Raw genomic sequence first — 13,812 nt, 5'->3', positions numbered from 1 at the left:
TCGGTGTCCTGTCGTGTCATTCCGGCATCGGTCCGCCCGGGACGGGCACGGACGCGTGACGAGCTGCCGCGAGTGCGCCCGGCGGCAGCGGCGGCGGTTGCGAGGCGGAGCCGCCCGCGCGCGGCGTGGAAGCCCGAGGCACGAAAATGCGCGACGGCAAGGCGAACCCGCGAAGCGACAGCAGCTCGAGCGGCCCCTTGCCCACGTCGGTGCGCATCAGGTAGGTCAGTGGATACGCGAGTGATGACGGCGCGGACGTCAACGGCCCCTGCGCCGTCAACGCATCGTGATCGTCCGTCTGCGCGGTCGCTGACCTGGATGGCGGCGCCGGCGGCACGGCCTGCCAGGTAATCTGGTAGGTGGCGGTATCCACCGGGCTCACGTGGGCCCGTTCCAGCAGGCGCACCAGCGCCCACCGCCCGCCGAACTCCAGATTCAGGTTCGTACCCGACCGCTCGGTTTGCCACTCGAGCCGGGCGCCGGCCTTCTGCGGCTCGCTCGACGGCCACGTGAGCGTCTGCCACGTTTCCTGCTGGTTGTAGTAATGCAGTGTCTGACCGTCGACGCTCAGGCGCGTGTCGGTCACGCCCGACGTCGGAACAGGCTTCAGGTCGAACGCATACCGAGGCTCGCCCTGCGCGAGCAGGTGAGCGGCGATCCGCTGCAACATGTTGATCGCGTTGAGGAAAGCCGGATCGATCGTGCGTGCCGCACTGCTCGCGCCGGACCCGCTCGACGCCGGCACCCATTGATCGCCCTGCAGCGTCAGCACGCCCGCAAGCTGGGTCGCCAGGAATGAACCGACGAGCCCGCCCTGCGGACGCAGGAAGCGCGCCAGTTCGGGCAGCGATGCATCGTTGGCCGTGCTCGCGAACGGATAGCGGCCGGCAAACGACCGATTCCAGGTCGCGACGATCGTCTGCCGCCACGCGTCGTTCAGGCTGGCCTGGGCCGGTTCGAGCACGGCCTGCGTGGCCTGCGCAATGGGCTGCACGAACAGCGCCTGCCCCATCCCGGTCCACTGCTCGCCGAGGCTGGCGGCGACCAACTGGGCATAGGCGAGCGTATCGGCCAGCTCCGAACTCCTGCCCTGAAACAGCGCCTGCGCGACCTGCCGGGCTTCGCTGTCGGCGTCCGGACTGTCGGCGATCTGCTGCAGCTTCAAGCGCAGCATCGTGATGCGCTCGGTGAAGCGCTGCAGGCTCAGATCACTGGCGGCGCTGGCCGCGGCAGCGTTGCCGGACGCAACCAGGCGCAGCACCGGCCCGAACGATGCCCCCAACGGCCCGGCGGGATCGGGGCTTGCCGCTTGCGGCGCGTCGTCCTTGCCGGCGAGCATGCTCTGCGCTTTGGTCACCAGCGTGTCGGACAGCGAGGTCCGCACTGCGCCGGCGCCGCCCTGGTATTCGACCGATTTCATCAGCGTGATCACGGGCGACTGCCGGGAATCGGCGATCAGCTTCAACTGCGCGATGGCCGCCGGCAGCGTTCGCGCCGGCTCGCACACGATGCCGTTCATGAAGGTTTGCCAATGTTCCGCGTAATCCGCGAAGTAGCGCGCGCGCAGCGCGGCGCGCAACGCGTCGGGCGTCATCGCCGACGCGTTGCGATTGGCGCCGCCCGTTCCGAGCACCCAGTCGGCAGTCACGCCGTTGCGCTTGGCCGATGCATCGATTGCGGCCTCGATCGTGCCGTCCCACGCCTGGCGCGTAAACGCACCAGGGACGCTCGCCGAGGTCCGCAGCAAGCCTCGCGTGTCGGTTCCGGCAGTCAACGACGCGAGCGTCTGATCGGGGTATTTGTGTCCGACCGAATCGAGGATCCCCTGGTAAATCGTGTCGTCCGAGTTCTTGACACCGATCACGGCGAGCAGCGTCTGGCGAGCGCCGCCAACGAGCTCGTCGCGCGGTGCGAGACGCCAGTCGGGATGCGTGCTCAGGTGATGCGCGTAGAACGACAGCAGCCGCTGGGACAGGTCGAGTTTTTCGCCCGGCGACAGTCCGGCACCGCCGCGCCAGTATCGGACGAGCTGCGGCGTCAGGAACGCGGCATCGGCGCGTGTCGGCTCGGCCAGCATGAGGTACGTCTTGAGCGCGGCGTGACCGTCGCGCGCGAGACGGCTGAGCTGATCGTCAAGCTCGGTCGTCGGCATCTGGGTCAGATCGACCAGCTGAGCCTCGATGTTCTGCTGCACGGGGGCGATGAGTTGAGGACGCGCTTCGCGCGTGTAGTGGGCCCACAGTGCGGTCAGCACGTCTTGATCATGATTCAGGCCGAAGCGAGAGAAGAGCGGCGGATGCTGGACGCGCGCTTCATAGAATTCAATGCGCTGCTGGAGCGCGAGCAACGCGCGCAGACGGGTCGCCGGATTGTCGGCGCCGTCGAACGTGCGCAGCACGTCGTGCGTGAGCGCGAGGCCGCGCGCGTTCGTCAAGCCTGAGGTCAGCATGCCTGCGCCCCACAAGCCGACGGCCGCCAGCGCAATCACCGATGGCACCGTGATCGGGTGCGCTCCCGTGCGGCGCCCCGACGAGCGCGTCGCAGCGTCAGCGAGATAACGCCACAACGGGAAGTGGGCGCTTTCGGTGCCGGCCGCGGGCCACGGCGAGAAGAACGCACCGGCTATCGGCAAAGGGCGACGCTGCCACTCCGACAGATTCACGATCCAGCGCGCCAGCGGCCCGCTGCGCGTATCGAGCCGGGTCGACAGGTCCGATGCGTAGCGGTCGTCGCCGTTGCGCGCGAGTTGGCCGACGCTGGTGTCGGCCAAGCGGTTGCGCAATTCGAGCAGCGCGGCCTCGATCGCGGGCGCGTCAGTGGATCGGGAAAATTCGCAGCCGGTGACGGGGGTGTCAGCGTGGTGGATGGGATCGTCACCGGCGAGATCGAGCACGTATATCGGTGCGGACCAGCGCAGGAGGTGCGTGATGCGCGCGAGGTGAATGGCCCAAGGGCGCCTTCCGCGTGCGCCGTCCTGCGACAAAGTTGTGTCGTCCACCGCCAGCACGATTGCATCAAGCGGGCGACGGCAGCGCATGCGACGGATCCGGCGCAGCCACACGTCATCCGGACGCCCGTCCGGCCCTTGCGCGCCCCACAACAGCACGGCATCGTCAGTGATCATCCACCCGCGCTCGGCCAGCTCCGGCGACAACCGGCCAATCGTCGAATCGGCTCCCGCCACAAACAGCCAAGGCAGGCGGTAACGCCAGCGCCAGCCGTATCGGTGACGCAGCGCCTCTTTCAGGCCCGTAGCCTGGTTTCCGGTGACAGCAGCGGCCGCGGTTTCCGTTGCGCCGGCACGGGCAGCCTGATCACGTCCATACCGGCTCCGCTCTTTTGCAACTGCGGCCCGTGCCGTCCATCGCCAAGCACCCCGAACCAGCCCTTCCATCGCAAGGAGAAGCGCGCCCGCGAGAGCGACCACCAGAATACGAACCAAACGCGACGGGTGGATCGCATCCCCCATGTAGTACGCAAGTATGCCTGCGGCCACGGTGAGCGCGACGACCACAATCCAGTACCCCGACATCTTCTTGCTGCTCATGCGTTACCTTCGTTCTTGTTTTCCATGGGTGCCCGCGCGTGCTCCGCTCCAGAGACTGGTCGGGGCTGGACTACCGCAACGCGCAAATCACGACGGCGCGTCGCTACGGCCTGAGGATTTCCAGACTGAACGGCATGCTCCGCTGCCAGAGCGATGGCCAGCCATGCATCGGCAACGCCCGCGTGCCCCATCGCCAGATCGATATCGTGAAACCCTGACAGTTCGTCGGTGTTCGACGCGCCCAGCTTGAGTTCCGACGCGGCCTCGAGCAACGCAGGCTTGTCGGCCGGTGCGAGTCCGGTTTGCCAGACGTCCGCCACCCCCTCGGGCTTCGCGCGCCCCCAGAGCACGCCCGTGTACAGCACATCTAGAAGAAGTGTGTCGCCCGATTTTTCTACGGGTCGATGCATCAGTGCTCTTATTGGCGAGCCATTGCGCTGCGCCATCTGCGTCCAGCCGAGCAACAATGCGACCGCCGCTTCCGCGCTGTCCGCCGGCGGCTGGTCGTAAAGCTGAACGGCCACAAACAGTGCGTATTTCTCCAGTGCGGGCCCACCGTAAGCATCCAGCCACGCATCGACTGCCATCACGCCTTCATCGCGCGCAAGCACCGATACCTCGGCAGCCCGATGGCCCGTCTCCGCCCAGCATCTCCGCCAGATTTCGCAAAGTTCGTCTGCTTCGATATTCCCCGGGCAGTCCAGCCGGATCTCGAACGGCAACGACCGGGGTAGCACATGTAGCGCGTCGTCGATCATTGCCAGCAACTCGCGGAAGCAGGACGCATAGCGGTCGGCAAGATCAGAATCGTCAATGAGGCGCAACGCCGTATGACGTACCGTTTCTCCCCCGGTTGCCGGCACGCTCGACTCGAGTCGCCGGACTCCGATGGTCATGGCCCCGGCGACATCTAGGATACCGAGCGAGCATAGATAACCCGATGCCAGCAACGCAATCGGCTCCTGGGCGAACCGGGTCGCTTCCGCGCAATCGTCCTCCCACTGTTCACGTTCGGCATCCTGACGTTCTCTTTCACGCTCGAAATACAGCAACCGCAAGCCATACAAAATCGTGCATGCCAGCGTGGGAAAGCCCAGCACGCGGATCCAGAACCAGACGGTGCCAGTGGGAACGCCCTTCGGCCATGTTGAGAGTGTGTACGCGGCAGCTGCCGCGATGGCGAACACGCACATCACCAGCCAGACAGCGGCTCTGGGGGGCGCGGGCGGGGTTCGCTGCAGCTGCGGCGGGAGAATCACCGGCATGGCGTGGCGGTTATCGCAGGCTTGAAATCAGACGACAGCCGCACGTCGCCCTATAGCCATGACGGGCAACCGGCACGCCGTTGTTCGTCCCCTGCTCGAAGCCATCGATGATCAGATTGGGGTTGACGTCCGGGTGCTTCGGACATGTCACCTTGTCACCCTTTCGCGCGACGCACCGGCCATCGATACGCATGTTCGACGACGCACTGATGACCCTGCCGCCATGGTCCGTAGCGTCGCCAAGACGAATTGCATCGAACATCACATTCCCCCCTTTTTCGATAAAGTCTTTCGCTGGGCGAACGGCAATTCGCACGCCCTGCAAACAAATCAGTGATAGCCCGGCTGCGACAGCCAATCGACGAACCACCAAATCAGCGCGGCATCGAGCGCGAGCACACCCGCGGTCACGAAGAACGCCAGGTCCAGCGACACGTCCAGCGACTTGGGCGGCTTGTGTGCGTATTTGTCGTCAGCGGAAATCGGGCAGATATCCATGATGTGTTGCGGCCAGCGCGGCAGGCGGCGCGTGACGTGCATGATGAACCAGCGCAGCAGGCTGCCGGGCACGGTGAGCGGTGCAAGGAAGATCGCCGGACCGAGCATCGGGCCGGCCAGGAACCAGCACAGTTGCGCGCCCATGCGGAACGATTCCCGTTTGCCTTCGATCGGCAGCAGGATTTCCGGCTCGGGCAACGAATCGGGACCTTCTTCCATATAGCGCCGGAAGTATTCCCATTGCCCACGCATGCCCTCTTCCGTGGGCCACATCACGCCCAGCCGAAAGTAGTCGTAGCTTCCGTCCGGACGCCGTACGTATCCGGCCATTACCCCTTGGACGAAGTCTCGCTGCAAGGCCCCGCCACCGATCATCCCGAACGTAATGTCGCGCCAGCGGTAGCTGCTCACCCCATCCTCCCCGTTGTGGCGGAACACGTGGACCATCTGGTTTTTTCGGTCCAGGCGAACGGGATAGTGCGTGCACCCGGTGAATGTCTTGAATACGATCCGACTGAACCAGATGACGAAAGGAAGGCAAAAAATAGTTGCTATTGAGTTGTAAAATAGTGGATCTGGGTTACGACCAGAAAAAGTATCCACATAAAATGAAAATAAATATGCCATTGGACCAAACATCATAAATATCGAAATACCCTCAACCAGACCAACTTTTTGATAGGCCCAGTCGACTATTTCCATATAATTTTCGTTGAAGGCAATAACACTACCAAGTGTGCACGGAACGGCGCCAGAACGTCCTTTTTTCTCAAGCAGGGACTGATTGAATTGCTCACTCGGTGTCCACGCTGGTTCACGCAAATATCGGCCCGACATCACGATGCCGTTGTTCCGTACCAGCAGCCAAGCCATCCAGGGTTTCATCCTTTCAATGCCTTATTAAAGTTGTCCATTTCTTCAGCCGCATCTCTGTAATTGCTTTCCTCACCCCAGAGGCATTGGCGCACCCAGTCCATGGTCGGCGGATCCTTCTCAATCTCGATGACGACACTGGCGACGAGAATGACGACTGTGAGCCCAAAAACAGCCGGATTAAATCCTGCGACGAGCGTACCCAGTCGAAAAATAAATCTGCCACCAGCAATAGCGGTACGGAAACCGACATAAAATTCTGCACCTGCATTGATTATGTATAGCGCCATCAAGCCCTTTTGATCTCGGTCATAGGCTTCCCGTGCGTTACCTGCATCAATTACCCCGAGCAGGATCGTCCCAACCCCACCCGCCACCCCACCCAATCCTTCCCAGATCAGAAACCCCTTCTGCCCCAATCGCGTACCCAGCCACGGACTGAGCATCGGAACCCGTCTCCCCGCCACCGCCCGCGCCCCCACCCGCACCAGATCGAGCAAGCTCCCCGCCCCCGCGCTATACAGCGCTGCGATCTTCAGCGTCGCCCGCCTCCCAAGATGCTTCATCGACGCATCCGCACTCGCCGCCTGCGTGAGCCCCACCACCGCCAGCGTCAGCCCGACGCCCGCCAGCACCCCCGGATGCGCAGCCGATTCGATGACCTTGCCGACCGTACCTTCCGCGAACTTCTCGACGCCGATCACCTTGACGGACTTGCCCAGCGCGTCGCCACGCTGCGCGGGCGTGACACGACCGTTCGCCAGACTGGTTTGCGCTTCCTCGTCGAATACCAGGCTCCAGAACCGCACCTTCTCGTCCAGCGGCACGCCTTCGATCTCGAACGTGCGCAGTTGATCGGCAAGCGAGTACTGCAAATGCCCCAGCGAGATACCCCGCCCCACTTGCGACTTGAGGATCACCTCGAGGATGGTCTTGTACAGATCGCGTCGCGTCGCCGCCACCTCCACTACGCGAATCGAATGGCCACTGCGCATGCCGAGCGTCGCGCGCAGGGCCGTCCCCGACTTTCCGCCTTTGCGCAGGATGTTCGTTGGCAGCACCCCCAGTTCCTGCAGCAGCGCGGGCAACACATCGGAACTCATGACCGTGTTGCGTTTCACGCCGAGCGCACCAATGGCCGCGCCGAGTTCCCTGATCTTGCTGGCGGCAGCCGAATAGACGACGAACAGGTTGATCCAGTCATCCGGATTGCCGAACGGCTCGCCGGAGCCGCTCGACACCTCGTCCACCGCCTGCAGCAGCGGTCGATGATTCAGGTTCAGCGCTCGCCAGAGCGGACTTTTCTCGATCGATTCGTCGAACCAATCGCTATAAACGTTCATGCAGGCGCCCAACCCGCCCGTCCCGCGGATGCACGACAACGTCATGCCCGCGAAGGCGGCGCCGCTGTTGATATCGCGCATGTCGAAATGATGGTCGAGAACGGCACGCAGCTTCGCACTGCGAAGCCATGCGGCATGCGCGATGGCCAGCGGCGTGGTGTACGCCGCATCGTGCCGCGCGGACGCCTTTTCAAAGCGCGCTTCGAAGGCTTCCCGCTGCGTACGATCGAACAGCTTCTCATACGCCCCCCAGCGCTCGGCCCGAGCCGCCTCCAGCTGGGCCTGGGTCACCTTCTCGTCGAGGATCGGTTGAGCCGCCTTGCGGTACTCCGGCACAAGCAGCCCCGTGTTGTACACGCGTTTGCCATCGCCGCCGTCGATCCATTCGACGTTTCGACGCGCCTGTCTTGCTTCGCCATAGACACTGACCTCCGCTTCCCGCTCGACACGCAGCCTGAGCGTCTCCAGGGACGAACTGAGCGCGGACTTGCGATGCCAGGTTTGATCGGGGTGGACCGGATCTTCCGCATCGTTTTGCGAAACGAAGCTGAACCAGCGCTTGTCGATATACGCCGAAATTTCCTGCAGGATCGCAACGGGATCGTCCAGCACGACGATCAGCCCCTTGTCCTTCAGCAATCGCTGCGATTCAGCCTTCAGAATGGTCGCGCGGGGCAACTGGAGCGAACCCTGCCTCGGGGCCGGAAACGGACTCCAGAAAAACAGACGCCGGCTATCCTCGTCGGACATCGCGTAATCGGCGACGACCGCATCGACGTTGGCGACGGCACTGGCATGCGGGGGCGCCTTCGCGGGCTGACCGTCGTTGTACCAGCGCTGAACATCGACGCACCGCATATGCAGCCGGCGAATCCCTTCAGACTCGTTGTCCTTGCGAACCGCAGGCGTCCACCATGCGTCGGAAAAGCCGAACCATACCTTTCCGGCAGTCTTCGGGTCGCGAATGGTGATCAGCGAGGCGCTCGCCACCTTCTGCATGTTCTGTACGCAGCCTTGATGGAAAGGCCTTGCCTCCGGGGGCATGTAACTCTCTACCGGCACCTGCGCCAGCCGCCCCTCCTGATCGACCGCGTAGGCCTCCCACGATTTGCCGACCTCGTAGTAGACGTACACATAGCCGCCTCGCAAACTTCGAACGGTGTAATGCGCGTCGGTGGTCTTGCCCAGCGCAATGGCGGGCGTCGGGTCGCCGACGGAAGACGCCGCCTTCGGTGCGGGCCGGGTGACGGGTGGCTTTCCGGGCCGGGCCATGAACGCCTTCTCCGGTGCGATGCCGTAGCGCGTCAGCAGGATCGGCAAGCCTTCTTTTTCACAATACGGACAGGGTGGAAGAGTCATGGGTGCGCGATGGGGTAATTGAATCAGACGGACGGCGAGGACAGATCCGTAGCGATACGTTGCCAGTCAGCCTCGCTGAGCCCCGATGTCAGGTGACTGTAGCGTCGTGGGTGCCCCTCGCATTGCGCGAGGATTCGCGCGATGATGCGATGGCGATGGAATTCGGGGTGATGCGTAATGCCTTGCATCGCAAAAGCGATCGCGTCTTCCTCATCGGTCAGACCGAACGACTCGGCGGACGCAAGCCACGGATCGAGCTGCTTTCCAAACGCAGTGCGCTGGCCGGCCGAGGTACCCTGCCGCGCCAGCGCCACGTTGATCCTGCCTACGCGCTGCAATTGCTGCCATTGATCGTCGCGTAGTCGAAGGCCCGGTGTGACCAACGCGCCAGCATCTGGCCGCAGGCGCCACCAACGTTCGAGCGGAAACAACCAGGCGGACGACGGTCCCATCAGCACCTTCTGCTGATCCATGCCCAATATCCAGAAGAGCTGCATCAATGTGTTGGCGTCGTGATAGCGAAGGTGGTATGCCTTGCGCTCCGCGGGTGAATGGACAGTCGTCACGCGTCGCAAATGACGGATAACGCTGCCCGGTGTATGCGAACTCTCGATCAGGAGGCTGAACAGCGGTTCCTCTCCCGCCGATTCTCGATCGACGATCTCGGCAAACAGATCATCCCGGTCGGCAACGCCGAGCGCATTCAGGGGCAGAACGTATGGCAGTTGAGACGCCCGTTCGGCATGGGCCGCCGGCGCCAACGACTCCAGGGGAAAGCGTTTCAGGAGTTCCAGATCCACCTGCAGCGGATCAATGACAGCGTAGCCGCAACGTTCAAACGCACGTCGATCGAACTGGATGCGTTCCATGGCGCTACCCATCCAGCGGTACAAGTGCCTCGTGGCGCAAAGCCGCGCCATGACGGGATACATCGCAGTCCTGCACGGCATTCAGCGCCGCGGTGCGCGTGGAACTGCCGGAGGAATCGATGTCCCACGACATACACTTCTCGATAATGTCGCCGGCAGTACCATTCTCGATACGGCTACCGTTGATCTTGATATAGGAGCCTCCCGCACCGATCCAGACTTCGTCCTTCGCCGTCAGGACCAGCTTGCCGTTGGTGCTGGTCACGGTGACATCCTTCAAAGCGCTGAGCGCGACTTCGTCCTCCAGAGCCCGGATATCGACCTTTCCCTTGCCCGCGAACAGTTTGATACCCATCCTCCTTGCAAAGAGACTGATCAGTTCACCAGCCGCTACCGTGAACTTCCGCATGACGCCGATATCGGCGTTTTCGCCGGCAGTCAGGGTGAGGTTCGCTCCGGCGCTGTGCTGGATCGTCTCGGGCGACGTGACGGCAATCGAGGCTCTGGCGGACAACAGCATGACCGCCTGCTGGAGATCCTTGATCTGGTTCTGCAGCACATCGTTCATGGCCCGGGCATCGGCAGCGTCAGCCTGAGCGGCCAGGGCGGCCTGGGTCAGCTGCTGCATTTGCGATTGCGCGGCCCCAAGCTGCTGCAACGCCTCCTTCATGTCGAGCTGCTGGCCCGTCGCGTTCGGACGATCGATCGAAGAGAAGAACAGGCCTCGACCCGCACGTATTGCTCCGTAGGCGGACGTGCGCAACTCAAAGCCCTCGCCCCTGCATTCGAGCTTCTGGTTCACCAGATAACCGAGATTCAACTGCGACTTGCCCGAGTGCTCGGTGCTGAGCTTGATCCCCTCCTGCCCGGCCCAGTCCTCCATCCGCAGCTTGTTGTTGCTCTGCGTGCGAATCACGTTGCGCGACAGCCAGCGGCGATCGTTCGTCACCAGATCCCGCGCCTGACTGTGGTGATGGAAACCGATGATCTCCGGCTTGTCCGGGTCCGCATCCCGGAACGAAACGACCGCTTCGTCGTTGTCCAGCGCCGGGAAATGCAAACCGGTCTGCAGCTTGCCCGCGAACGGCTTGGCCAGCCGCAGCGGCACGCTCTCCCCGCCCGACGGCCAGTCCGCGAAGTCGACGTCGAACCGCACCGTGTAGTAGCCGGCCGCCGTCAGGTACGCGTATTTGTACTTGTCCGGCGACGTCACCCGCGCGCTCAGCGTGCCGGCGATCTTCGCCCATTTCTCCGGTTCGAGCCGGAGCCGGAAGCGCCGGTTGGCCGGGATCGCCTTGTAGTGGTTCGTGTAGGCCCGATCGCGCGCGCCGCTGTGCGTCACTTCGATCACGACTTGCCCGTCGGGCGCGTCGGGCAGCGCGGTGTCCAGGTCCAGCACGCGGCCGGCCTGCAGCGCCAGCACGTTGCTCTCGCCTTCGTAGACGACCTGCTCGGCGAGCGCCGCCTCGTGGCGCAACTGCGCTTCCCACTTCGCGCCGGCCTGGTCCAGATGGTGCGTGCCGTAGACATACGGCTGGCCGTAGGTGGTCGAATCCTGCGGCGCGACGTTCGCCTCGTCCTTGAAGCGCTCCCACGCCTGCTCGGGGTTGTAGTCGGCAACCAGGAACGACTGCGGCACCGTCACGGTGTGCGTCCGGAGCGCCGTCACGGCCTCGGCACCGGCCGCCTCCAGCCCGGCCACCTCGCGATACGGGACCGACAGGTGCGGATCCCACAGGTAGTGGTCGACGTCGTCGGCGAACACGACCTGATCGCCGTGCTCGGTCTCGACGATATAGCTGTAGATGCCGGCCTTCTGCATCAGCATCTGCACGTACGACAGGTCGTCGGTCTTGTACTGGAAGCGGAACAGGTGCTGCGGATACGCGCGGCGCAGGCGAAACGCGAACTGGTGCCCTTCGAGGCCGTGGCTACGCAGCACCGCTTCGATGATCTGCGGGGTGCTCTGGTGCTGGTAGATGCGGCTGGTGGTGACGGCCTCGAGACGCGCGAAGTGCGACTTCAGGACGACCTCGTACTTGGTGAAATCGCGCGTGGTCTGCAACGTCGAGAAGCGAGCGATGAAGCCGGAGAACCGGCGGGGCGCGCCGTAGTCGGGGACGATCGTGCAAGCCGCGTCGCGATTCAGGTACTCGGTGCGCGCGAGCCGCAGCGGGTGCGTGAGCACGACGCGCACCTCGGTGGGCGCGCCCATCCGCTCGGTCGCCTCGATCGACACGACCGACAGCGCAGTCGCGGTATCGGTGCCGGGCACGTCAAGGAAATACGTCTGACGCCCCGCTACATCTCTCAGGTTCGACACGTACCGCTTCGCATCATCAAACAGGCTGGCCAATTTTGTTCACCCCGTGTCCAGATAGCACTGCGACGCACTGCCGTCATGGGCAGAATCGTTGCTTGCGTGCGATGCATGGATTGAGCGACAAACGATAGCCGCACGCACCCTGACTCGGGAAGCGTGGACTCCTATTATTCGAGCGGATTGTTGTATTTGGTCGAAACGTAACAGTTGTTCACGTATGCCCTGTTTTTGAGATGATTGCCATGTTATACGTCGCTCTCCGCTGATGTCCGGCCATACCCGATACGACGTCCAATGAGCGCAGGATTTCAGAGCGATCAGTACACCCAAACCGCTGTAGTTTCCGATACGCATGCAAGAGCAAATTCGAATGCGATGACTTGCGTGGATCCGGATTTGCTCGATTGGTGTCTGGCAGACCTGGACGAGCAACTCGGCCGACAGCTCGATGCCATCCTGCACCACCCAGCATTTCAGGCACTCGAATCGACTTGGCGCGGCCTGCAATTCCTGGTCGATCGCACCGATTTCCGTCAAAACGTCAAAATCGAAGTACTCGACGTTTCGAAGGAAGCACTCCATCAAGACTTCGAAGATACGCCCGATATCATCCAGAGCGGCTTGTTCAGACTGACTTATGTCGGCGAGTACGACATGCCGGGCGGACAGCCCATCGCCGCGATAATTTCGGCGTTTGAATTCGACCATCGCGCGCAGGACATCGCTCTGTTGCGCAATATCTCGAAAGTCGCCGCGGCCGCTCACATGCCGTTTATCGGCGCGGCCTCGCCGGCCTTCTTCGACAAACCCACTATGGAGGCGGTCGCAGGCATCCGTGACCTGCCGATCTGGTTCGAGCGGGCCGAATACCTGAAATGGAAGAGCTTCCGTGAAACCGACGATGCGCGCTACGTCGCGCTGACGATGCCGCGCTTCCTCGCCCGCTTGCCCTACGGACCCGATACGCTGTCCGTGCGCACGTTCAATTACACCGAGAACGCGCGGGATGCCGGGCGAAGCGCATATCTGTGGACGAGCGCGGCATTCGCCTTCGCGGTCAACATCGTACGCAGCTTTATACGCAACGGCTGGTGCGTGCAGATTCGCGGTCCACATGCAGGCGGTCTGATCGAGGATATCCCCGTGCATCAGTACGACCTTGGTGCAGGACAACTCGGCAAGATCCGCACCGAAGCCCTGATCTCCGAAACACGCGAGAATGAATTTGCCGATATTGGCCTGATTCCGCTTTCGTACACCAGCAATCACGACCAGACATGTTTTTTCTCCGCGCATTCAACACAGCGGCCGCGAACCTACGATGCGCGCGACGCTTCGGCCAATAGCCGAATCAATGCGCGCCTGCCGTACATTTTCCTGCTGTCACGCATCGCACATTATCTGAAGCTGATCCAGCGCGAAAACATCGGCACGACGCGGGATCGCCGATTGCTCGAGCTCGAGCTGAACAACTGGATCAAATCGCTCGTCACGGAAATGACCGATCCGGGCGACGATCTTCAGGCTGCACATCCGCTGCGCGAGGCGAAGGTGACGGTCGAGGACATCGAAGACAACCCAGGCTTCTTCCGCATCAAGTTGTTCATCGTCCCGCATTTTCAGATCGAAGGCGTCGACATCAACCTTTCCCTCGTTTCGCAGATGCCGAAGGCGAAACAATGACATGCGCACCGGTGCACACTTTCGCATTGCGCCTTTTATTCAAGACCAACCA

Annotated in this window: 8 protein-coding genes; 1 reads left to right on the top strand and 7 read right to left on the bottom strand. The window is 62.7% G+C overall.

The genetic code is table 11. The annotated features are described in order from the left end of the window. Positions 1-16: 16 nt before the first annotated feature. From KY49_RS25570 to KY49_RS25545, 7 genes are all read right to left on the bottom strand, one after another. On the bottom strand, positions 17-3,547 hold the full coding sequence (locus tag KY49_RS25570) for an ImcF-related family protein (RefSeq protein WP_042587245.1): 3,531 nt from the start codon (positions 3,545-3,547) through the stop codon (positions 17-19). Continuing rightward, on the bottom strand, positions 3,544-4,740 hold the full coding sequence (locus tag KY49_RS25565; RefSeq protein WP_231636649.1) for a hypothetical protein: 1,197 nt from the start codon (positions 4,738-4,740) through the stop codon (positions 3,544-3,546). Before KY49_RS25565 ends, KY49_RS25570 begins: the two co-directional genes overlap by 4 nt. Positions 4,741-4,822: 82 nt before the next feature. Continuing rightward, complete coding sequence (locus tag KY49_RS36275; protein ID WP_071738071.1) at positions 4,823-5,074, bottom strand: PAAR domain-containing protein; 252 nt, start codon at positions 5,072-5,074, stop codon at positions 4,823-4,825. Positions 5,075-5,142: 68 nt separating this feature from the next. Beyond that, positions 5,143-6,183 (bottom strand): DUF6708 domain-containing protein, encoded by a 1,041-nt coding sequence (locus KY49_RS38775; RefSeq protein WP_231636486.1) that lies wholly within the window; start codon positions 6,181-6,183, stop codon positions 5,143-5,145. A gap of 8 nt (positions 6,184-6,191) precedes the next feature. Continuing rightward, entirely contained in the window at positions 6,192-8,885 is a 2,694-nt protein-coding gene (locus KY49_RS25555; RefSeq protein WP_331456568.1) for a T6SS effector BTH_I2691 family protein, read from the bottom strand. 23 nt (positions 8,886-8,908) lie between these two features. Beyond that, the gene (locus KY49_RS25550; RefSeq protein WP_157644880.1) at positions 8,909-9,754 is read right to left on the bottom strand and encodes a DUF4123 domain-containing protein; all 846 of its coding nucleotides are present in this window, start codon (positions 9,752-9,754) and stop codon (positions 8,909-8,911) included. Positions 9,755-9,758: 4 nt separating this feature from the next. Beyond that, complete coding sequence (locus KY49_RS25545) at positions 9,759-12,110, bottom strand: type VI secretion system Vgr family protein (protein ID WP_042587242.1); 2,352 nt, start codon at positions 12,108-12,110, stop codon at positions 9,759-9,761. A gap of 261 nt (positions 12,111-12,371) precedes the next feature. Here KY49_RS25545 and tssC point away from each other — a divergent pair, with 261 nt between their 5' ends. Next, entirely contained in the window at positions 12,372-13,760 is a 1,389-nt protein-coding gene (tssC, locus tag KY49_RS25540) for a type VI secretion system contractile sheath large subunit (protein WP_042587241.1), read from the top strand. The last annotated feature ends 52 nt before the right edge of the window (positions 13,761-13,812 follow it).

The organism is Burkholderia sp. MSHR3999 (genome assembly GCF_000833595.1).
Taxonomy (GTDB): domain Bacteria; phylum Pseudomonadota; class Gammaproteobacteria; order Burkholderiales; family Burkholderiaceae; genus Burkholderia; species Burkholderia ubonensis.
The sequence above is the reverse complement of the archived record's forward strand: the minus strand, read 5'-3'. Positions and strand labels throughout refer to the sequence as shown.

What these genes read in the sequence shown, in the direction of transcription:
- KY49_RS25570 (WP_042587245.1), bottom strand. Translation starts at nt 3,547, where the DNA reads ATGAGCAGCAAGAAGATGTCGGGGTACTGGATTGTGGTCGTCGCGCTC.
- KY49_RS25565 (WP_231636649.1), bottom strand. Translation starts at nt 4,740, where the DNA reads ATGTGCGTGTTCGCCATCGCGGCAGCTGCCGCGTACACACTCTCAACA.
- KY49_RS36275 (WP_071738071.1), bottom strand. Translation starts at nt 5,074, where the DNA reads ATGTTCGATGCAATTCGTCTTGGCGACGCTACGGACCATGGCGGCAGG.
- KY49_RS38775 (WP_231636486.1), bottom strand. Translation starts at nt 6,183, where the DNA reads ATGGCTTGGCTGCTGGTACGGAACAACGGCATCGTGATGTCGGGCCGA.
- KY49_RS25555 (WP_331456568.1), bottom strand. Translation starts at nt 8,885, where the DNA reads ATGACTCTTCCACCCTGTCCGTATTGTGAAAAAGAAGGCTTGCCGATC.
- KY49_RS25550 (WP_157644880.1), bottom strand. Translation starts at nt 9,754, where the DNA reads ATGGAACGCATCCAGTTCGATCGACGTGCGTTTGAACGTTGCGGCTAC.
- tssC (WP_042587241.1), top strand. Translation starts at nt 12,372, where the DNA reads ATGAGCGCAGGATTTCAGAGCGATCAGTACACCCAAACCGCTGTAGTT.